The following is a 21,852-nucleotide window of genomic DNA, read 5'->3' on the forward strand; positions in this document are numbered from 1 at the left end:
AAATCGTAAATACAAATTGCTTTCCATTATATCAAGATTACAAAAGTAGATAAAAGTTTTACAATTACATGAGATAGTAATACTATCATTTAAAATAATAATGCTATCTTTGCAGTATCATCAAAAAAAGAATTAAAAATGGAACTTAAAAACATGTTTAAAGACATTAAAAGCGATCTCCCAGCCAGTATTGTCGTATTTTTCGTGGCTCTTCCGCTATGTCTGGGTATTGCCCTTGCATCAGGAGCACCGCTTTTTTCAGGAATCATTGCCGGAATTATTGGTGGAATCATTGTTGGAATGGCCAGCGGATCAGCACTTGGTGTTAGCGGCCCAGCAGCCGGACTTGCAGTAATTGTTCTTACATCAATTGCTACACTTGGTTCATGGCCTGCTTTTTTATTGGCAGTGGTTTTAGCGGGTGTCATTCAATTAGCCATGGGATTTGCCAAGGCAGGTTTTATAGCCTACTTCTTTCCTTCATCTGTAATAAAGGGGATGTTAACTGGTATAGGGCTCCTCATTATTTTAAAACAAATTCCACATGCTTTAGGATATGATAAAGACACTGAAGGTGACGATGCATTTTTTCAGGCAGACGGTGAGAATACATTTTCAGCATTGGCTTCAGCATTTGAATGGATAACACCAGGCGCAATACTAATTGCTTCTATATCCATTGCTATTTTGATTTTGTGGGATACTGTTTTAACCAAAAAACATAAGATATTTCAACTAATTCAGGGGCCAATCGTTGTAGTAATTCTAGGAATTGTGATGAATTATCTATTCCAAAACGGAATTTTGAACTTTAGTCTTGCGAGCGATCAGGTAGTACAACTTCCGGTCGCAGAAAATTTCTCGCAGTTTTTAACCCAGTTCACGTTTCCTGATTTTACACAATTAACTAACCCTGAAATTTATAAAATTGCATTGGTAATGGCTATTGTGGCTAGTTTGGAAACGCTACTTTGCGTGGAGGCAACAGATAAAATAGATCCATTCAAAAGAGTTACTCCAACAAACCGGGAACTAAAAGCACAGGGTTTAGGAAATATACTTTCGGGAATGATTGGTGGTTTGCCAATTACTCAGGTAATTGTTCGAAGCTCAGCAAATATTTCATTTGGTGGGAAAACAAAAATGTCTGCTATCCTGCATGGAGTCTTCCTATTAATCAGTGCCATCACCATTGCGGGCCTTTTGAACATGATTCCACTTGCAAGTTTGGCAGCAATTTTAATCATGGTAGGCTATAAACTGGCTAAACCAGAACTTTTTAAACAGATGTACAAATTAGGCTGGGAACAATTCATCCCATTTGTAGCAACTGTGGTAGCCATCCTCTTAACTGACCTTCTCAAGGGTATTACTATTGGCTTACTTTTCGGAATCTTCTATACGCTGCGACACAGTTACAGAAATTCACACCATTTACAGTCAAATACCAGTACTGAAGATGGGCAAAAGGTTTATCATCTGGAGCTTGCACAGGAAGTTTCTTTCTTTAACAAAGCCAGTGTATTAAAAGTTTTAGATGAGATACCTGCAGATTCTAAAGTGATCATTGATTGTACAAAGTCAAAATCCATTGCACATGATGTGGTAGAATTAATAGTCAATTACCGAACTAACGCCAAAACAAAAAACATTAAAGTAGAAACCATCAATTTTATAGAACCCATCCATAATTAAGATTATGAAAACACTTACCAAAGAATTACAGGAATCAATTTCTCCATCCAAAGCACTACAACTTTTAAAAGAAGGTAATCAGCGATTTGTAAGTAATCTGAAAATAAACCGCAATCTTTTACAGCAAGCAAATGAAACCTCTGATGGACAGCATCCATTTGCGGTTATATTGAGCTGCATTGATTCAAGAACTTCAGCAGAACTAATATTTGATCAGGGATTGGGCGATGTATTTAGTGTCCGAATTGCAGGAAATATCATTAATGAAGATATTCTTGGCAGCATGGAATTTGGATGTAAAGTAGCCGGTTCAAAGATTATTGTTGTGTTAGGACATACTAAATGTGGTGCAGTAAAAGGAGCATGTGATCATGTTGAAATGGGAAACCTTACCGCACTTTTAACCAAAATAAGACCTGCTGTGGATGATGAGGTTACCGTAAAGGAAAACAGAAATTCAGGAAATTCAGTTTTTGTTGAAAAGGTTTCTAGCATTAATGTTAAGCGTACTGTTAAAGCAATCATGGAAAGAAGCCCCATTTTAAAAGAGATGATTGAAAGTGGACAGATCGGAATAGTTGGAGGAACGCATGATATTTCAACGGGCGAAGTAGAATTTTATGAGGATACATTGATCCTGAAATAAGTCTAAATAATATAAGGGCACCTCTATCAGGTGCCTTTTTTATAGGCTTAAAGGCATGAAAAAATAAAATATAAATTTATCACCTTCTACTTCAATTCTGTGATTGATCAAAAAAATCGAATAAAAAAACTCATACTAGCCCTTGTATTTTGTACAACTACTCTGGTTTCATATTCGCAGAATACCAGAATAACCGATCCAAATAGTATCGGCTGGTATGCTTTTACCGCAAATATCAAACTAAACAATGCATGGACCTTGAATTCTGAGGTTCAGTGGAGGCGCGATGATCTGATCACAGAACCCATGCAAAACCTGCTGCGCACAGGAATAAACTTTACAGTAAACCCAAAGCTTAGTATTCGGGCAGGCTATGCATTAGCAGAAACCTATAATTACGGAGATATCCCATTGAATAGTTTTGGCAAACAGTTCACAGAACATAGATCCTGGCAAATGGTAAACCTGAGCGATAAGATCAGAAACTTTGAACTCAGCCATCGTTTCATGTTAGAGCAAAGATGGATTGGAAGATATTCAAATGCATTATCAGAAAAAGAAGAGCAGTTTGTCTATTCTAACAGATTCCGTTATATGTTTCGTTTACAAATTCCTTTGAAGGGAAATACAATTGGCAACAATACCCCTTACGCAGCTGTTTATGATGAGCTATTAATTGGTTTTGGGCAAAACGTGAATGAAAATGTTTTAGACCAAAACAGATTGGGAATTCTTTTAGGATATCGCTTCTCACCAAAGCTCCGTATTGAAGGGGGTTACCTGAATCAAATTGTACAACTATCCCGAGAAGTAAATGGAAGTAATGTGTTTCAAAACAATAAAGGAATACTTTTGAGTACAATTTTAAATTTTTAGTGAGCTTTACCTCCTATTAAAACCTTTATTGATTTTTTATTAACAAAGATTTTAAACTAGAAAATAGCTTTATCGAAGAATACCAGAAGTTTTCTATAAAAGCAGAACCTACTGCAAAAAGTATTGACGAGGTAAAAAAAATAGTACCATACAAATACCAAAGCTCCCGAAATAAAATAAGCGGGTTTACTACCTTTGCTATCCATGGCAGTTCAACTTTACAAACCTTTCGAACGTTTAAATTTCAGTAAACAATCTTGCTTTCTGAGCGGCGAAAAACTTCAATCAACTGAAGAGGAGATCCAGGTTTTCCCACTTTGGCTTATGCAGGAGTACCAGCTTCAAGATAAGCCTTTCAAACTTCTTGATGAAAGCATGTCTACCTACAGCCATATGAAACTGCCATGCTCGAGTAAAGTTTATGATGATGCCATAGAACCCCTAGAAAAAGAAATAAGAACTGCCTTTTTAACAGGATATGATTCTGTAATACAATTGCCTGAATTAAAATTATTTCAATGGATTGGCAAAATGGTTTATGGTATTTTATTCAATGAAATACGCATAGGCATGATTCAGCAGAAGGCTAAAGGCGAAGAATTTATTTTTTCGCAATCGCTCGTTCACAAGTTTGGGAACCTACACCTGATGCTACAATCACTTACTCAGGCAATTGTTTTTGAAGGAAATCTGCCATGGTCAATTCGCGTTTTCAAGATTGATGCCAAACAGGATCTGTTCAATTACCGAGATGAAATTAATACGCTTACTTTTTCTATAGCAATGAAAGATTTTGGGATTATTGCCTGCTTACAGGATAATGGTACAAATGCGATATATCATAAAGATACCCTGACAAAAATCAATATAAAACCTTTACATCCAGCCCAATTCGAGGAGGTATGCGCGCGTTTCTTTTATTCGAATTACCTGTTCAACCGATTGCCAGAATATACTGTAATACCAACGCACGATACTGTATTTATAGAAGCGATGCCATTAATGGGAATGAGTAATAAGCCACTCTTTGATAGCTGGCTAAATAAAACCTATGCACAAGTTCTAGAAAATTTCTGGAAACCATGGGGTGTCTTGTTGTTCGAAATACTGAAGGATCCTGAAAATCCGATGAGCTATCTTTTTAATGAAAACAAGGAATTCTTACCCGCGCATTCAGTTGATTTACCTTCTTAACAAGAAAAACTGATTCAGACTATCGCTTATCTACCGGTCAATTGGTTTACAAAATAACCAGCCACATCAGGGTGATAAACTATGGTAAAAAGAACTCCGGTTAATGCCCCATAAAAGTGGGCATCATGATTAATGGCATCTCTTGAATTACGTGATGCATACCAGCAATATCCTAAAAACAAGAATCCATAAATTACCGCCGGAATAGGAATTGGTATTGGAAAAATCATCATTTTACTCATTGGGTAGAATAAAATATAGCCGAATACTACTGCGCAAACAGCACCTGATGCTCCAAGGCTATTAAACCAAAAATCTTCTTTATGCTTTAAGATTGAGGTAATATCGCTTAGAATGATACTGGCTAAATACAATACCCCAAATTGAACATGACCCCAGCTGCTCAGTGAAACAAATGTTTTTTCGAGGGTGAAGGCAAAAAAATAAAAAGAAAGCATATTAACCAGTAAATGAGTCCAATCTTTATGGATCAAACCACTGGTGATCATACTGTAAAGCCGGCGGCCACGGCTCACACTATAGGGATGAAGCATGAACTTTCCATATACCTCAGCATTTGAAAAAGCATAAATGCTCGTCACTATTGTGAAAATAAAAATTAGTGTAGCTACCGGGGTATCATTGATAAAACTCTCCATTTATTTCAAATCTAATTTTATTGAACCGATCAAGCGGTCAATGAGCTATTTTTTTTATTACTAGTTGAACTCTGAAATGCTGTATCAAAAAATAAAATAGTAGAATTATTTTTTGACATCTTAATAAAATTTAAAAAGACGCTTCTGAGCATGTTGCAAGAAACAAATATACGATCAATGGTCTAGCTTATCGATAAGATTAGCAAGATTCCTATCCTTTTCAGTGATTATATTACCCGCATCGTGTGAACTTAACCTGATAGTTAGCTTATTGTATGAATTAGACCAATCAGGATGATGACTAAACTTTTCGGCCAATAATGCCACTTTATTCATAAATGCCCAGGTAGAGATAAAATCTTTAAAGACGAATTCCTTTTCAAGATACTGCGCGCCATTGGTTTTGTTTTCAACTTCTTTCCAAGCCATAATTATATATTAAAATTGTCTATTTTTTGGCAAACTGCTAATTATCAGATCGTAAGAATGATCGATCATTTGCTTTAACTGGGAATCATTTAACCTACCATTCATAAATACAGTATTCCAATGTGTTTTATTCATATGCCAGCCGGGCTGTACTTCATCAAACTCTTCGCGGAGTAATATGGCCTTTTCGGGATCACACTTGACATTAAACCGATCGCACTGATTTAAACTACATAAAAGAAAAATCTTATTCGCCACCTTGAAAACGAGTGTATCCTCACCAAAAGGAAAGCTTTCTTCTGCCTTATTTTTTGAAAGACAATAATCTCTTAAACTTTCAATGTTCATTTGACACGAATAATTGACCAAACACTATTGGTCAGATTGGGCTAATTTATTCATGCAGGATGTTTTAGCTAATTTTGCATAAACTACCTAAAGCTAGATAAAAATGAGCGCTCACAAAAATATAAGTGATACTGTTACCGATCGATTTTTAAGATATACGGCAATTGATACGCAGTCTGATCCGAGTTCAGCAACTTGCCCATCTACAGAAAAGCAGAAAAATCTGGGCAGGTTGCTTGTTTCTGAGCTTCTTGAAATGGGCTTATTAGATGCTCATCTAGATGATTTTGGATATGTTTATGCAAGTATTCCAGGCAATACAGAAAAGAAAGTGCCTGTCATTTGTTTTTGCTCGCACATGGATACTTCGCCCGATTGTTCGGGTGAAAATGTAAAGGCAATCGTACACCAAAATTATCAGGGTCAGGATATAATTTTGCCCGATGATCCTACACAAATCATCTACATGAACGATCATGCTGATCTAAAAAATCAGATAGGCAATGACCTGATCACTGCCAGTGGATTAACATTACTTGGCGCAGATAATAAGGCTGGTATAGCTGAAATAATGGATGCGGCACAATTTCTAATTAATCATCCTGAAATTAAACGCGGCACAATCAAAATTCTTTTCACTCCTGACGAAGAGATTGGCCGTGGGGTTGATCATGTTGATATCAAAAAGCTGGGTGCAGATTTTGCATATACCGTTGATGGAGAGAGTGCCGGATCAATTGAAAATGAAACCTTTTCGGCCAACGGTGTAAAGGTAATCATCCATGGAGTTAGTGCTCATCCGGGTTTTGCAAAAAACAAAATGGAAAGTGCCATTAAGATAGCTTCAGCAATTATTTCACTGTTACCTAAAGCAACACTTTGTCCAGAAAGCAGCTCAGATCTTGAAGGTTTTATTCACCCTGTTTCAATTAGTGGAAGTGTAGAAGTAGCTGAAATTGAGTTCATTATCCGTGATTTTGATACTGAATTGCTAAAAAGTCATGAGCTGGTACTTGAACAAACTATTCAGCAAGCAATTAAAGTTTATCCCAATTCTAGCTATGAATTTATTGTAGAAGAGCAATACCGGAATATGAAATCTGTTCTTGATCGATACCCGAATTTAACTCAATTGGGGATTGAGGCTATAGAACGTTCAGGATTAAAAGCAAAACTTCAGAGCATAAGAGGAGGAACAGATGGTTCTAGACTATCATTCATGGGATTACCCTGCCCAAATATCTTTGCCGGTGAACATGCTTTTCATAGCAAACAAGAATGGGTGTCTGTTCAGGACATGCAAAAAGCAGTTCAGACCCTAGTGAACCTTGCCATGATCTGGGAAGAGAAGAGTAATTAAATTATTGCTTTATAACGGTAATCTTACCTGATTTTAACAAAAGGCAGTAAATACTACGGTATATTTGCAGCTTTTGCTGAAAACCAATTGCCAAAAAATTCAATTTTCTTGCTTTATGTTACCTAAATCCAATTGTAATGAAATCATTACTAAGTATTATTAAACCTTAATTGCCGATAAAGTCTAAACCCATATGATGATTAAAATCAACAGCATTTTTATTCTCTGCATTAGTACTTTTCTAGCCATGCCGGTTCAGGGCTGGTCACAGAAGAAGGCAGAATTGATCAACACAAGATGGGCAGAAAAACCAGTTCAGGTTGATGGATTTATCAATGATTGGAAAGATAGCCTTGACTTATATAACGAGGAAACCAAGCTTTACTACAGCTTATCCAATGACAATGAAAATATTTACCTCGCAATAAAAAACAATTCACAAGAGGGTTTAACTAAAATTCTTGCCAGAGGGATAAGCTTCTCTGCCAACTATGAAAGTAATAAAAAGACTCCTCCCACAGTAACATTTCCAATTCTTGACAGAACTCCTGGAAAAAAAGTAATTGAAACCGAACAACCGGAGCCTAAAGAAATTCAAAAGCGCATAATTTCAAAGATTAAAGAAATTAAAGTAGAAGGATTTAAAGAACTGGTAGACGGAGGGATATCTCTTTACAATACGTATGGAATAAAGGCGGCAACTGCATTTGATGAAAAAAATAATATGATTCAGGAAATTGCCATACCGCTCCGCTTACTTGGAATTGAACCTGGCAGTACTGAACTTATAACCTACCGAATCCGTATAAATGGATTTCAAGGACCTGCAGCAATTCAACAAAGAGATATGAATGATTATGAAGATATGTATGGCGGATCTTATGGTGGAAGATATAATGGAAGATACGGAAGGAACTACAATGGGATGTATGGCGGAATGCCTAGAAGGAATTTTTTTTACAGTAAAACCATTATTATACCTGAGTTTTTTATCAAGAGTACGCTTGCTGTAAAATAAAAAAATCTGCCTGGGCATAAAAAATAGCCAGACGGAATAAAAACCAATTATGAAACAATTACAAAATAATATGAAAAGAATATTGCCCTTAATTATCGGTTTGTTTATAAGCTATGGTACCATGGCACAAACAAACCGTGATGTAAGCGGAGTAGTCAAAGATTCAACAGGAACAAGCATTATTGCAGCTACGGTGAAATTTATTGCCGGAAAAGATACTATTTTCACCCGAACAGATATAGATGGTAAATTTGCTTTTAAAGGCATTAAGTCTTCTACATTTCTAATTACCGTATCAAGCCTTGGATATCAGGCTTTGAATAAGCGTTTTTTATACAAAGATGGAGCAAGCCCTTTAATACTTGATCCAATTACACTGAAAGCCGAAAATAGAATGCTTGGAGAGGTAGTTATATCAGGTACCCCTTCAGTTACTATCAAGGAAGATACCATTGTTTACAGGGCATCAGACTATCCATTAAGAGAAAATGCTTTGGCAGAAGATCTTTTAAAGAGATTGCCTGGCGTAGAGGTAGATAAAGATGGTAATGTAACTGCACAAGGAAAGGCTATTACCCGGGTTAGAATTAACGGTAAAGACTTCTTTGGTGGCGATGTTAAGACTGCTACGCAGCAACTTCCTGCTAATATCCTTGAATCGGCCCAAATCATTGATGATTATGGCGATCAAGCAAACCTGACAGGAATTAGAAACGGAGATCCTGAGAAGATTCTGAATTTTACTATTAGAGCTGATAAAAACAAAGGATATTTTGCCAGAGGCACACTTGGCGGTGGCGATAAAGACAGATACCAGGGTTCATTAACCGCTAACACGTATAATAACACCGAACAATTTTCATTTATAGGTAATTTGAATAATACCAATAGTTCTGTATTTAATTTTGGTAGCGGTGGCGGATTTGGTGGCGGTGGCGGTGGCGCTCGTGTTCAATCAGCAGGTGGTAGCGGCGGGGGTGGCATGCGCTTTACTGGTGGTGGTGGATGGGGTGGTGGCGGTGGTGGTTTCCAGGGATTTGGAGGAAGCAGCGACGGACTCACCGCAGTTGGATCTATCGGCTTGAACTATCGTAAAGATTATGGCACTAAATTAAGCTCATATGGTAATTACAGCTATTCAGACCGCAATAATGATGTTTTGAGTGATCAACTTCAACAAAATAATTTCCAAAGCTCGTTGATCTCTACTGATCAAACTTCCGTGAAAAATCTAATCAATGATAATCACCGATTTAACTGGAATCTTGAATACAAACCGGATAGTATGAATTTCATTAAATTCAGTCCCTCGTTCAGCTATGGTGGAACTACAGATGCTGGAAGCTCCAGTTATATTCAATCAGACAATAATCGTTTGAGTTCAGATGGTACTACTGTAAACAACACAGTTTCTAGGAATCCTAATTTTGGTGCTAATATTCTACTCAACCATCGCCTAAAAAAGAGAGGAAGAAACCTTTCCTTATTTGTTTCTGCAAATAATGCAAAAACTAAACAGGAAGATGATCAGTTAACACAATACATCAATTATATTGTTAATGGCGGAACCTCAACCGTTTACAGGAATCAGGAGTTATATGATAATAACAGGAATTCAAATATCAATGCTAACCTGTCTTATAACGAGCCATTAAGTGCAACAACAAATCTGGAATTCAATTATAACCATAGTACTACTAACTATAAAAATCAACGGGAAACATTTGATATTACTCCCGCAGGACTATCTACCTACAATACTTCCTTAAGTAATGATTTTGATTACTCCTTCAGCACCAACCGCTTTGGAATGAATTACAGGGTAAATCAAAAGAAATATAATTATTCATTCGGTTTAAGTGCTCAGCCTAACGTTTTGGAAGGCAGATCAGTAGTCATGGGAGTTACTACACCTAACCGAAATACCGGGTTTAATATTATTCCATCAGCAAGATATTCTTATAATTTCTCGCGTACCCGAGCATTTAATGCCAATTATTATGGAAGAGCAAATGAACCAACATACATTCAATTGCAACCAACACCAGATATCTCTAATCCGCAATACCCTGTGTATGGTAATCCAAATCTGGGGGCTGAATTTGCACATATTCTTAATTTTAGATATAATAATTTCAATTTTAGTTCAGGCGATGTTTTATTCTTCAACTTAACTGGTAACTATACCGAGAATAAGATCGTTTCAAACATTGTACGTAAGATGGACCCGGCAATCGGACTGGTTCAGGAATCACGTTACCTGAACACAGATGGTTATTTCACTACCAATGCCTATTACAATTATTCTAAACCATTCCAGGAAAAAAAATATGTGTTCTCATTCAATGGCTCAGCAAACTACATCAATAATATATCATTCACAGACGATAAGAAAAATACAGGCAAGAACTGGATCTTCTCACAGGGTTTGAATATGCAGATCAATCCAAATAAGAATTTTGAATTAAATCCAGGTTTGAGATATAGCTTTAACAGCAACACAAATGATGCGATTACAAACAATAATACCAAGGTATCTACTTACACACTGAACTTTAACAGTAAAGTATTCTTCCTTAAATCATGGCTTATCGGTTCTGATTTCAGCAAGTCAATTAATAATGGCTACAGTAGTGCCTTAGCTGTTAATCCATTCATTATCAATACCTATCTTGAAAAGCAATTCTTAAAAGATAAAAGCGCAACCTTGCGCTTGCAAGGGTTTGACCTTTTAGATCAAAATACCAGCGTTTCGCGATCTGTTACTGGTAACGTAATCACCGATAGTCAGAGCAACCGTTTATCTAGATATGTCATGCTAAGTTTTACCATGAGAATTCAAAAATTTAGTGGAAAGCAACCGCAACAGCAGATGCAACCAATGGGGCCTGGAATGTATAATAGATCAGGAAGCGGTCAAGGTGGCGGCTCTAATTATAATTAAATAAATACAGTCATAATAAATAGCCGCTTCCAAAAAAGGAGCGGCTTTTTTGTTTGCATTGCTTTGCCAATTCATCAAGTTTATTCCAACAGATATTTTCTATATTAGAATGAAGAAATCAACCCAATATGGAAAGAAGAAATTTTATCTCAAAGGGATTAGCTGCAGGAGCAATTATCCCAGCTGCCTATGCAACACTAATAAGTAATGAGGCTCAGGCTTCCGAAAAAATAGAACACCAGCAGAATGAAGCTGTAGCAGCTGATGATATCTTTATTGAAAGAAGCCTCAAAGGCAGGCCGCATGAAGGTAAAGTATTAGCTGTTATTCAACCGCATGTTGATGACGCAACCTTATTTGCAGGTGGAGCCATTGCCAAATTGATTAGCGAAGGGTATACTGGCTATCTTATCAGGATTACCAATGACGATGCAGCAGGTAGCGGTACTGATGGCGACAGAGTTTTGAATAATGAAAAGGACAATGATCAAGTTGCCAAAGTACTTGGGCTTAAAAAAGTATATAATTTGGGATACCGTAACCATCGGATGGATGAATACAATACCCAGGAAATAAAAGGACGATTGATTTTCCTATTTAGATTACTGAAAGTTGATACTATTTTCAGTTATGACCCTTGGGGGCATTATGAAGAAAATCCGGATCATTATGTAACTGCACAAGCTGTAGAAGCCGCAAGGTGGATGTCGGGCAGTGTCGATTACCCAGAGCAACTGGATGTTGTAAAACCGCATGCCGTAAATGAGCGCTATTATTTTGCAAGAGGCCCGCAACTGGTGAACCGAATAGTAGATATAAGCAAGCATATCGATACCAAAGTTCAGAGCAATGTGGTAATTACTACTCAGGGTCCTGGAGGAGATAATGGTTCAAGAATTAAAAAGAGCCTGGCAGAAAAGGGTAAAAAATTACCAATACTGGGCGATACCGATGAGTCAGCAGACTTCAACTATGTCAAACATTTTGTACTTGATATAGATTCTCAAGCCCAAAGAGGAACACCATCCGACAAGGAAATTGGTAAAAAATATGGATTGGAATGGGCAGAAGCTTACCATTATATTGGAAATCCTGTTTCTGCTTTAAGTGACTATATTGAGAAAAATGCAGTGGATAAATAAGTGTTGATCAAGCGAATAGAATATTAAATTAAAAGCCTCAATACTATTTAGAAAGGGCATTTAGATTGATAGTAAAACCTAACCTTAATCTATATTAGATCCATTAAATCAATGAAAAAAATATCGATACTATCTGTTTTTATATGCTTACTGATTCAAGCAACTCAATCTAAGGAGCTTAATTACATCTATAAAAGCGGGGAAAATGGTTATAAGTCTTTTCGAATTCCAGCAATTGTAAATACCAATAAGGGAACTTTACTTGCATTTGCCGAAGCACGAAAAAATGGAGGCGGTGATCAGGGTGATATTGACCTGGTTGTGAAAAGATCATCTGATAATGGTAAAACCTGGTCAGAAATGATGATTATCTGGGATGATGTAGATAATACCTGTGGAAATCCGGCTCCGGTAGTAGATCGAAAAACAGGCAACATCATTTTACTATCTACCTGGAATCTTGGCAGTGATACTGAGGCCATGATCATCGATGGAAAAAGCAAGAATACGCGCCGGATAGTTGTTTTAAATTCAATTGACGATGGCAATAGCTGGTCAAAACCGAGAGAAATAACATCTGATGTGAAAAAGCCGAATTGGACCTGGTACGCTACCGGTCCGGTTAATGGAATACAACTGAGCTCAAAACAATACAATGGCCGCTTGGTAATACCGAGTGATCATATTGAATCTGGAACCAAGAAATATTATTCGCATACCATACATTCTGATGATGGCGGCATTACTTGGAAACTTGGTGGCACAACTCCAACAGACCAGGTGAATGAATGTACCGTGGCAGAGCTACCTGGAGGTGAACTTTTGCTGAATATGCGGAACTATAATTCATTTAGGGTTCGGCAAACCTCAACGAGCAAAGATGGTGGAGAAACCTGGTCGGAATTAAAAGCTGATCATACATTGATTGAGCCCATCTGTCAGGCCAGCATGATCTGGTATGATAAAAAGGGAAGAAAGCCCTTTCTTGCTTTTTCAAACCCAGCAAGTATCAATTCAAGAAGTAATATGACCGTAAGGATCTCTACAGACATGGGCAAGACCTGGAAATTGAAAAATATATTGCATGAAGGCCCATCGGCTTATTCTAATTTGGTAGTGCTTGCCAACTCAAATCTTGCTTGCTTTTATGAAGCAGGAATCAAATCGCCTTATGAAGGAATTGTGTTTCAAGAGCTAGACTTTAAAGATTTCAAGTAAAGAATAATTTTTGCCGAAAAAATCAAAGAGAGATATTTTAATATGAATCCGAAAATCAATCTAACAAGGACTATAGTTTTAATCTTTGTTCTTTATTTGTGTCTGTTTGCTGAGGTATCTGCACAAACCAGATTTCACCCATTTAATCCATTACCAAAACAATGGGATGAGGCTATGCCCCTAGGAAATGGCATGATAGGATCGCTGGTTTGGGAGAAAGACAAAACAGTACGCTTTGCATTAGACCGCGCCGACTTATGGGATAGCCGGCCAATGAAAGGCCTGCATCGCAAGGAGTTCAGTTACCAATGGATTGTAGAACAGCGCCTAAATAATAATTATAAACCGGTTCAGGAATATTTTGATCAGCCCTATGACAGGGAGCCGGCACCAACTAAAATTCCGGGAGCGGCTCTTGAGTTTAAATTCACCCAAGGCCTAATCCTTGCCGATGCTAAATTAAATATCGACGAAGCCAGCTCTGAAATTAGCTGGAAGAATGGCACCAGATTAACTTCATTTGTGCATGCTGTAAATCCTGTTGGATGGTTTAAGTTTGAAAATCTTCCTGATAATTTCAATATCGAATTAATTCCACCTTCTTATCAGGCAGCGATAAAAGTAAGTGGTGATCCTGTTGGAGGAGATGATCTGGGGCGTTTAGGATATGAACAGGGTAGTGTAACTAAAGTAAATAACAGTATCACCTATCATCAAAAAGGTTGGGGCGATTTCTCATATGATGTGATCGTAACCTGGAAAAAAGTAAATACCAACACAGTAGAGGGTGTCTGGACTATCCGCAGTAATCCAGATTTATTCAAAAGCAATCTTGATTTAAAAGCCTTATCGCTAATGCTCAATACAGGTTTTGACCAAAACAGAAAAAGCCATTTGGCCTGGTGGTCAGCATTCTGGGCTAAGTCTGACTTAAAAGTTCCTGACCAAACTCTTCAGCATCAATGGGAAATGGAGCACTATAAATTTGGATCTACTGCCAGAAAAAATGCACCGCCAATATCGCTACAAGCTATTTGGTCGGCCGATAACGGCCGGATACCCCCCTGGAAAGGTGATTTTCATCATGACCTGAACACCCAATTGAGTTATTGGCCATCCTACAGCGGAAATCATCTGGAAGAGGCCATGGCCTATTTGGATCATTTCGAAACCAATAAAGAGAACTACAAACGCTATACAAAACAATTTTTTGGCAAAGAAGGCATTGCCGTGCCAGGGGTAACCACCCTGGATGGAACTGAAATGGGAGGCTGGATCCAGTATTCACTATCCCCAACGGTTTCTGCTTGGATATCGCAGCATTATTATCTGCAATGGCGCTACAGTATGGACAAAGATTTTTTAAAAAACAAAGCCTACCCCTGGATAAAATCAACTGCCCAATTTTTAGAGCAAATTTCGGTTTTAGATCCAAAGACTGGAAAAAGGAAGCTCGTAATCAGCTCAAGCCCGGAGATCAATGACAATGATAGTAGTGCATGGTTCACAAAAACTACCAATTACGACCTATCACTCATGCAGTTTAATTTTAAAACTGCTGCAGACTTGGCTCGAGAATTGAATCTGACTGAAGAAGCCAAGCATTGGCAGGAAATTTATGAGCAATTACCTAGTCTTGCACTTTCAAAAAATAAGGAACTAATGATTGCTCCTGACTACCCCTATGCTACATCGCATCGTCATTTTTCAAATACCATGGCAATCCATCCGCTGGGCTTGATTAAATGGGAAGATTCTGAAGAATCAAAAAATATTATCCGCTCCAGTATAAAACTATTGGATAGTGTAGGGCCAAAAATGTGGTGCGGGTATTCTTATGCCTGGCTAGGCAATTTGAAGGCAAGAGCAAAAGACGGTGAAGGCGCTGCAAAGGCACTAAACATTTTTTCGACTGCATTTTGCTCTACAAATAGCTTTCATTTAAATGGAGATCAAACCAAATCAGGCTATTCAGATTTTGTTTACAGGCCATTTACGCTAGAAGGAAACTTTGCTTTTGCTTCCGGATTACAGGAAATGCTGATCCAATCGCATGCAGGCTATCTTGAGCTATTTCCTGCAATACCAGCAGATTGGAGTTCAGCTTCATTCAAAACTTTGAGAGCTGAGGGCGCATACCTTGTCAGTGCCAAAAAAGAAAACGGAAAAGTTACAACAATAAACATTCATTCCGAGAAAGGCGGAAGCTTGAAAGTAAAATCTCCTTTCGGAAAATTTGAACAAAAGATCAACGGAAAAGTAAAGATTAGCGAACCTGAATCAGGATTTATTCAAATAGACTTTGCACCAAATAGCAGCATTGATTTGAAAGGAATATAATCTATAAAGCAAAAGAAGGGCTCTAAAATTTTAGAGCCCTTCTTTATTTATTAATACTGAAAATCAATAAAACTTATTTAAATTTTGAAAATGCTGTAGGTTGCATGTATACAGATTCTACCTTTTCTACAAGTTTACCCTGTACTTCAGAGGCAGTGCTTGCCTTTATCCAATCAGGATCTTTGCGGAAATTTTCCCAAGATAATCGTGCAGAAGCCTCATTTTTATAAGCAAGAAAATAAAGTAATTTGGGCTGTACCGAAGAATCACTTTCAATGGTTGTATAATATGCGATGTTATCCATACCATTATTCTTGAAGATCTTCATGGTATGATCTCTGAAACGAGATTCAAGATTTTGAAGTTTTTCAGGCATTGCAGTATAGATACGCATTTCAAAAGTGCGCATTTCATTGCCTTTTGAAGCTTTAATTTTAGGGGTATAATCTGTTGCCTTTAAGAAATGAATCGTGGCTTTGGCAATAATCTTTCCATTTTCTTCCGATTTTCTGGCAACTTCTTTCCATTCTGGGTCAGCTGCAAAAGCTTTCCATGATGCATCTCTAGCTTCTTTACTTGGGTAAGCCGTCAAATAATAGAATGCATTATCCGTGTTTTTAGTGGGTATCCAATATCCAAGTCCTTCAATTCCATGCTTTTTAAACAAGTTTACCGTATGGTCTCTGAACCTGGCAACTATTGCATCCAGTTTTCCAGGGTTGCAATAGTAAACTCTTAACTCGAAAAATCGGTTGTCTGCTGGCTTAGCAAAGCTCAATTGGCTTAGAAAAAGGAATAAAATTAATAGGTATTTTTTCATTTTGAGTTTTTGTTAATGATAAAGAAAATTCGTTAAAAAATTGAATCTATTTTGGTAAAAGAGAGAAAAAATTTACGTCCTTACAATTTTTCCAATTCATCAAAATCAATAACTGGCTTAACACGCATTGGTTCGCGCTTAAAAAATTGATCCATCGACGTAAATTGATTAAAAAAGCCTGCATTTTTCAAGAAAAATTTATGGCCTTTAACCCCGCCAGCATAATCTTTCCGGAAATTACCTCTAGCTGTAGCGTCAGCAGTAAATTTAGCGCTAGTTAGCTCATGCCACTGGCCAGTACTATCCATAATCCATTGATTTTGAAAATACCCCATACGACTTATATTACCTGTTGTGGTTGCAAAATTCTCAAGAAACGAATAAAGATTAGTTAGGTTAGTGGCCTTTTGAGGTCTTTTAAAACGCGCAATTAAAAACCATTTATCTTGTTCTGGATCCTTAAAATAAGCCGTATACTCGGTAGTTTTGTTTTTTAAATCTGGTTTTACACCTAATAAAAAAGCATAAGCTTGATCAGTCTTCCATGGAAAAACCATATAACTTTGACCTCCAGATCCCTCATTTCCAAATTCGCCAGTTTTTACTGTTAAACCTTTTTTTAACATAATAATTTTCATGCTATCGGGAATACTTTTAGGATCGTCGGTCACAAAGGGACTCCAAACAGAAAACAATATTCTTCTTTCAGTAGGTGAATTTACCTGCATACCAAAATACCCTTCTCCAAAGCCATTAGCCATATAATATGATCCAATTACATCACTTTTAGCGGGAACTTTAATTTCATTATAAAACCACTTTACATTATTTTTAATACTTGGCGGAATATCATATCGTAAATGTACCGATGGCCCTCTACGACCAAAATGAAAGGAACTTCCGTTTTTAACATAAACCAAATCTTGATCCACCTTGTCAGCACTGATTATAAGGTCTGTAATTTCAACAAAATAAGTATGCGTCTTTTTTAATCCTTGAATATCAATTTTAAAATGACCTGCTGTTTTAACTTCAATTTTGCCAATTGAAATAGTATCAAATGAGGAATTTGAAATTTTCTTCTCAAAAATCTTAGCTCCAGATTTGATCTTGATAAGACTTTCTCCTTCTGGAACTCTCATAACCAAAGCAATATTTAAAAACTGAGGAATCGATGCTCTGAAATAAATACTAGTAACTGCTTGTATATCAGACCATTCTGCAAGTCCTTTAGTAGTAATTTTAGCACCTTTTCCAACATATCCATTACCACCTAATGGAATGATTGCTTTTAAACCTTGTGCAGAGGTATTTGCACCTATAAAAAGAATAAAAATGATTGTTAATAGCTTCTTCATCATCAAAAATTATAAGATTAAAAATTAAAACATACCTACTTCAGCAATTGCAGCAAAAGCTTGACCATCCCATGCTGATTTTGAGACTACTTTAAAATAACGAAATGTACGTGATATGTCAAAAGTAAAATACTGGCTACCGTTAGTATTGGCTGCTGTAAAATTTTTTATAGAAACAAAAGTAACACCATCAACGCTTGATAGTAATTCAAAATCCTTAATTGAACGTGAGAGGCCACTTCTTTGAACAAGGGCAAAACCTTTAAGGGTATTTGTAATTCCCATATCAACAACAAAATCATGAGGATAGCTAGTTGAAGTTCCGGTCCACTTTGAATGCCAATAAGTAGATCCATTCCCATCAATTAAGGTATTGGCTCTTCCATTTAAACTGCCTTCACCTGATAATTCTTCAGAGCTAACTGAATTAATTTTCCAACTCAACTTGCTAATTTCTGGCTTAGTACTAAAATCAAGCAAAGGAATTCCTGATATAAATTTATAATTATAGCTGGTTTGTGTTACATAGCCATTTTCATGAACTAACTTTACTCTTAATTCATACTTAATACCTTCTGCCTTTTCAATAAAATCTGAAATAAGAAAGTCTATCTTAAATTCATTTGATCCAACTGGCTTGGATGTCCAGGTAATTGCATTATAATCTTTATTGGCGCCAGTACCACCATCGGCAATTGTTTCAGGATCATTATAATACAGTATTTGTTTTACTGGTACTTCACTTGAAAATTTACCGCTTACATTGATAGAAGATGTACTGGAATTATACGTAGCATCAATTGATGTAATTCCTGCATTAACCTGATCATAATATGCTTTTGTGTTTACATTAAATACCTGATTTACATCCAAGACAGCACAATCAGCGGCAGTTAAAAAAGTTGGCGTTTTACCTAAAGTATAATTACCTGCTCCCATTAGGGCCGTGCCTTTTACTGACATTTCACTTTTTTTAGCATGGTTATGTGGCAAATTTAATGCGTGACCCAGCTCATGAAACAAACCTCCATACCATTTTGTAAAATCGTAGGTATTTGTTCCAAAATATTTATAATCAAAATTTGGGTAATCTAACACATAACAACTTTTACCAATTCCAAAATAAGGATTTACACCATCTATTGGAAGAGTGGAGTTAGCATTTAAATATAAGGCTGGTAAAATAATTAATGTATGATCACTCGATTTTTCGGATGGATTAGCTAAAAAATAGGCGTTCACTTCTTGAAGAATGTTATTATGCGTTTCTGCCTTGTAATTTTCGCGGCTAAGCTTTCCTTTGATGGTTATAATTTTAACACGAGCATTTACCTCATCTTTTAATAAACCAAAGGTTTTTGAACCATATCCATTCAAATTCATTTGTTCGGCAAAGTATTTTTGCCCTGCAAGCATAATTTCACTAATTCTACGCTCATAATCGGCATAAGCACTTAAATCTGCAGGAACAAAATATACAACATTTAAATTGCGTACTTGGCTACTTGTATAAGTTATTGTTTTAAGAGGTTCAGTTGGTTTAGCTTCGGGCTGTTTTAAATCCTTTTTACAAGCAACTATGAAAATGTTTAACACTAAAAACAAAAAAACGAGGCCATTCTCTCTCAAAATTTTTAAAATTTAAAAAGCCCAATAAGTTTAAACTTATTGGGCTTTTAGTTTGATCACAAATAAAATTATTTAACTGCAAAAACATCAATTTCAGACAAGAACGTATGGTTCGTGCCTACTCTTTGGGTTTCTAAAGCGGTAAGTTTTAAATAGCGATAGGCTGTAGCAGATGGTACAGGAAAATTCTGAAGATCATTTGAAATAGCAAAATTAAACTCACCTAAGGAAGTAAAGGCAGTACCATCATTGCTAGCTTCGAGCTTGAATTTTTTCATTCCCACAGCATTAGGAGTTGCAGCATAACGATTGGTAACTCCAACAGAAATCATCTTAGTAGCAACTTTCATATCAAGTAATACCCAATGAGGGTAAGGAGTTACCACAGAATAATCTGTATGCCAATAAGTTAATCTATCCCCATCTAATAATCTTTGAGGTGATCCATTTGTTCCTTCTGAAGTAGAAAAGCTAGAAGCAGTTATTGTCCATGCTTTTCTATCAGCGGTAATTGCAGTTGACTCATCTTTAAATAATACTGCATCATTCTCATCACAAGCCGAAATTGCTAACAAAGCAAAGGCTAGTATCATGTAAGTTATTTTTTTCATTTTTTCTTTATTTAAAGATCTGTATTGAAAATTTCAATACAGACCAAGATAAATATTATGGATTTTGAACAAGCTTAGGGTTTTTGTCGATTTCATTTTGTGGAATAAATGCAACCACTTTACTATCTCCAGGATCAACAGTTTGATTTGTTGAAGTTCCAGTACCTGGATAGTTTCGAACAACAGGTCTGTTGTTACGGAACAAATCATAAGCACGATGACCCTCAAATGCTAATTCTAAAGCACGCTCATCAAGAACCGCATCGAGCATCGTTTTACCCGCAGTAGTAAGCCCAGCAAGCGTAAGCGCTGGAATACCAGCTCTTGTACGAATACGATTTACATCATCAAGTGCTGCCAAGTCATTTCCCGGAGTTTTTGCATTTGCTTCTGCTCTAATTAAAAACATTTCTGCTAATCGCAAGTAAACAGGTGAACTTAAATTCACAATACCTTCTTGAAGATTATACTTATTGATATAATACATCGGTACGTTTGGTGTAATCTTATTGTTTACTTTAACAACACCGTTCTCCATCAAAGGACTTAAGAATTTCAATCTTACATCTTGTGGATTTTGCATAAAGGTATCGTAAATTTTCTTTGATGCATAGAGCTCTCCCCAACCACTTGCTGCCTGATTCAATGCATTTCCACTAGCATCACCACTGAAATACATAGAACCAATAGCACTATAACCTCTATCTTCAGTTTTAATGTGTCTGATACAGAAAATGGTTTCCTTATTAGCATCAGGGCTACTCTTGAAGTAATTTGGTAATTCTGAAGTACTTAATAAACTATAGCGACCAGAATTAATAACCTTGTTTGCATATACTAGAGCATTAGCATTATCACCTTTATACAGATAAACACGAGCCAAAAGAGCTTCAGCAACTTGTTTTGATGCAAAAGAGTTACTCTTGTTTTGAGTCATGAAATCAATTGCCTTTAATAAATCAGCAATCACGAAATCGTAAACCTGCTTAACAGTACTTCTTGGTAATACTAATTTCTCATCATCAGTTAAACCATCTTTTAAAATAGGCACGCCTAAATTAACTTCCGGACTTTGAGGGTAAGGTCTACCAAAAATTCGAACCAAATTAAAGTGAAGCATGGCTCTGATATACAGGTTTTCTCCTTTTAATTGTTTGGCATCAGCTGCTGCTGCATCTGGAATTGCCTCAATAACACGGTTTGCAGCACCAACAGAACGGTATGCACTAACCCAAAAACTTGCTGCATGACTAGATGTCTTTATTGGCGTGTATTTGTAAATATTACTTAAATCATCTGATGAGTTTTGCCCTTGAGCAATTGCATCAGAAGGATATTCAGTAAAAAAATAGCCACTTCTAACATAAGCTGCATCTTTAAAAAGAGCATAAGTACCTATGGTTGCTGTTTCTATATCAGCCGCACTACTTAACGCAGAACTCTCATCAATTGAAGTTGATGGTTCAAATGATTTTTCACAGGCTACATTGGCCAGGACAATCATTCCTGCCATAAGAGCTGTTGTTACATGTTTTATTTTCATCAGATTATAATTAATTGTTGAT

General features: G+C 36.6%; 18 protein-coding genes. 10 read left to right on the forward strand and 8 right to left on the reverse strand.

The genetic code is table 11. The features are described from left to right. Positions 1 to 138: 138 nt before the first annotated feature. The 4 genes from ACIQZ6_RS06560 to ACIQZ6_RS06575 all read left to right on the forward strand — a co-directional run bounded on the left by ACIQZ6_RS06560 (position 139) and on the right by ACIQZ6_RS06575 (position 4,411). Complete coding sequence (locus ACIQZ6_RS06560; protein WP_395809376.1) at positions 139 to 1,695, forward strand: SulP family inorganic anion transporter; 1,557 nt, start codon at positions 139 to 141, stop codon at positions 1,693 to 1,695. Between the two features lie 4 nt (positions 1,696 to 1,699). After that, complete coding sequence (locus ACIQZ6_RS06565; RefSeq protein ID WP_395809378.1) at positions 1,700 to 2,341, forward strand: carbonic anhydrase family protein; 642 nt, start codon at positions 1,700 to 1,702, stop codon at positions 2,339 to 2,341. Between the two features lie 99 nt (positions 2,342 to 2,440). After that, on the forward strand, positions 2,441 to 3,217 hold the full coding sequence (locus ACIQZ6_RS06570; RefSeq protein WP_395809380.1) for a DUF2490 domain-containing protein: 777 nt from the start codon (positions 2,441 to 2,443) through the stop codon (positions 3,215 to 3,217). A 204-nt stretch (positions 3,218 to 3,421) separates the two neighbouring features. Continuing rightward, entirely contained in the window at positions 3,422 to 4,411 is a 990-nt protein-coding gene (locus ACIQZ6_RS06575; RefSeq protein ID WP_395809382.1) for a hypothetical protein, read from the forward strand. Between the two features lie 26 nt (positions 4,412 to 4,437). On the opposite strand, the gene ACIQZ6_RS06580 is transcribed toward ACIQZ6_RS06575, so the two are convergent. The 3 genes from ACIQZ6_RS06580 to ACIQZ6_RS06590 form a co-directional block, all read right to left on the reverse strand. Continuing rightward, positions 4,438 to 5,070, reverse strand: coding sequence for a rhomboid family intramembrane serine protease (locus ACIQZ6_RS06580; RefSeq protein ID WP_306551914.1), 633 nt, complete (start codon positions 5,068 to 5,070; stop codon positions 4,438 to 4,440). 174 nt (positions 5,071 to 5,244) lie between these two features. Beyond that, positions 5,245 to 5,499 (reverse strand): 4a-hydroxytetrahydrobiopterin dehydratase, encoded by a 255-nt coding sequence (locus ACIQZ6_RS06585; protein ID WP_395809384.1) that lies wholly within the window; start codon positions 5,497 to 5,499, stop codon positions 5,245 to 5,247. Between the two features lie 9 nt (positions 5,500 to 5,508). Beyond that, a complete protein-coding gene (locus ACIQZ6_RS06590) occupies positions 5,509 to 5,847 on the reverse strand; it encodes an MmcQ/YjbR family DNA-binding protein (RefSeq protein WP_395809386.1) in 339 nt (112 codons plus the stop codon). Positions 5,848 to 5,950: 103 nt separating this feature from the next. Here ACIQZ6_RS06590 and pepT point away from each other — a divergent pair, with 103 nt between their 5' ends. From pepT to ACIQZ6_RS06620, 6 genes are all read left to right on the forward strand, one after another. Continuing rightward, positions 5,951 to 7,207 carry a peptidase T gene (pepT, locus tag ACIQZ6_RS06595; protein ID WP_395809388.1) on the forward strand — a complete coding sequence of 419 codons (1,257 nt, stop codon included), beginning with the start codon at positions 5,951 to 5,953 and terminating at the stop codon, positions 7,205 to 7,207. Between the two features lie 193 nt (positions 7,208 to 7,400). Beyond that, a complete protein-coding gene (locus ACIQZ6_RS06600; protein ID WP_395809390.1) occupies positions 7,401 to 8,225 on the forward strand; it encodes a hypothetical protein in 825 nt (274 codons plus the stop codon). Positions 8,226 to 8,274: 49 nt separating this feature from the next. Then, entirely contained in the window at positions 8,275 to 11,169 is a 2,895-nt protein-coding gene (locus ACIQZ6_RS06605; RefSeq protein ID WP_395809392.1) for an outer membrane beta-barrel protein, read from the forward strand. A 128-nt stretch (positions 11,170 to 11,297) separates the two neighbouring features. Next, positions 11,298 to 12,311, forward strand: a complete 1,014-nt coding sequence (locus ACIQZ6_RS06610; RefSeq protein WP_395809394.1) for a PIG-L deacetylase family protein — start codon at positions 11,298 to 11,300, stop codon at positions 12,309 to 12,311. 111 nt (positions 12,312 to 12,422) lie between these two features. Then, entirely contained in the window at positions 12,423 to 13,529 is a 1,107-nt protein-coding gene (locus tag ACIQZ6_RS06615) for an exo-alpha-sialidase (protein ID WP_395809396.1), read from the forward strand. Between the two features lie 42 nt (positions 13,530 to 13,571). Then, positions 13,572 to 15,869 (forward strand): glycosyl hydrolase family 95 catalytic domain-containing protein, encoded by a 2,298-nt coding sequence (locus ACIQZ6_RS06620; RefSeq protein WP_395809398.1) that lies wholly within the window; start codon positions 13,572 to 13,574, stop codon positions 15,867 to 15,869. A 73-nt stretch (positions 15,870 to 15,942) separates the two neighbouring features. Here the strand turns inward: ACIQZ6_RS06620 and ACIQZ6_RS06625 are convergent, their stop codons facing one another. The 5 genes from ACIQZ6_RS06625 to ACIQZ6_RS06645 form a co-directional block, all read right to left on the reverse strand. Then, complete coding sequence (locus ACIQZ6_RS06625; protein WP_395809400.1) at positions 15,943 to 16,689, reverse strand: NIPSNAP family protein; 747 nt, start codon at positions 16,687 to 16,689, stop codon at positions 15,943 to 15,945. Positions 16,690 to 16,769: 80 nt separating this feature from the next. Next, positions 16,770 to 18,050, reverse strand: coding sequence for a DUF3472 domain-containing protein (locus ACIQZ6_RS06630; RefSeq protein WP_395809402.1), 1,281 nt, complete (start codon positions 18,048 to 18,050; stop codon positions 16,770 to 16,772). Positions 18,051 to 18,071: 21 nt separating this feature from the next. Further along, a complete protein-coding gene (locus tag ACIQZ6_RS06635; protein WP_395809404.1) occupies positions 18,072 to 19,643 on the reverse strand; it encodes a discoidin domain-containing protein in 1,572 nt (523 codons plus the stop codon). A gap of 101 nt (positions 19,644 to 19,744) precedes the next feature. Next, the gene (locus ACIQZ6_RS06640; RefSeq protein ID WP_395809406.1) at positions 19,745 to 20,287 is read right to left on the reverse strand and encodes a discoidin domain-containing protein; all 543 of its coding nucleotides are present in this window, start codon (positions 20,285 to 20,287) and stop codon (positions 19,745 to 19,747) included. A 55-nt stretch (positions 20,288 to 20,342) separates the two neighbouring features. Further along, positions 20,343 to 21,830: a RagB/SusD family nutrient uptake outer membrane protein gene (locus tag ACIQZ6_RS06645; RefSeq protein WP_395809408.1), complete on the reverse strand. Its 1,488-nt coding sequence runs from the start codon at positions 21,828 to 21,830 to the stop codon at positions 20,343 to 20,345. Between the last annotated feature and the right edge of the window lie 22 nt (positions 21,831 to 21,852).

The sequence above is a fragment of the Daejeonella sp. genome (assembly GCF_044348475.1).
In the GTDB taxonomy this organism is placed as follows: domain Bacteria; phylum Bacteroidota; class Bacteroidia; order Sphingobacteriales; family Sphingobacteriaceae; genus Daejeonella.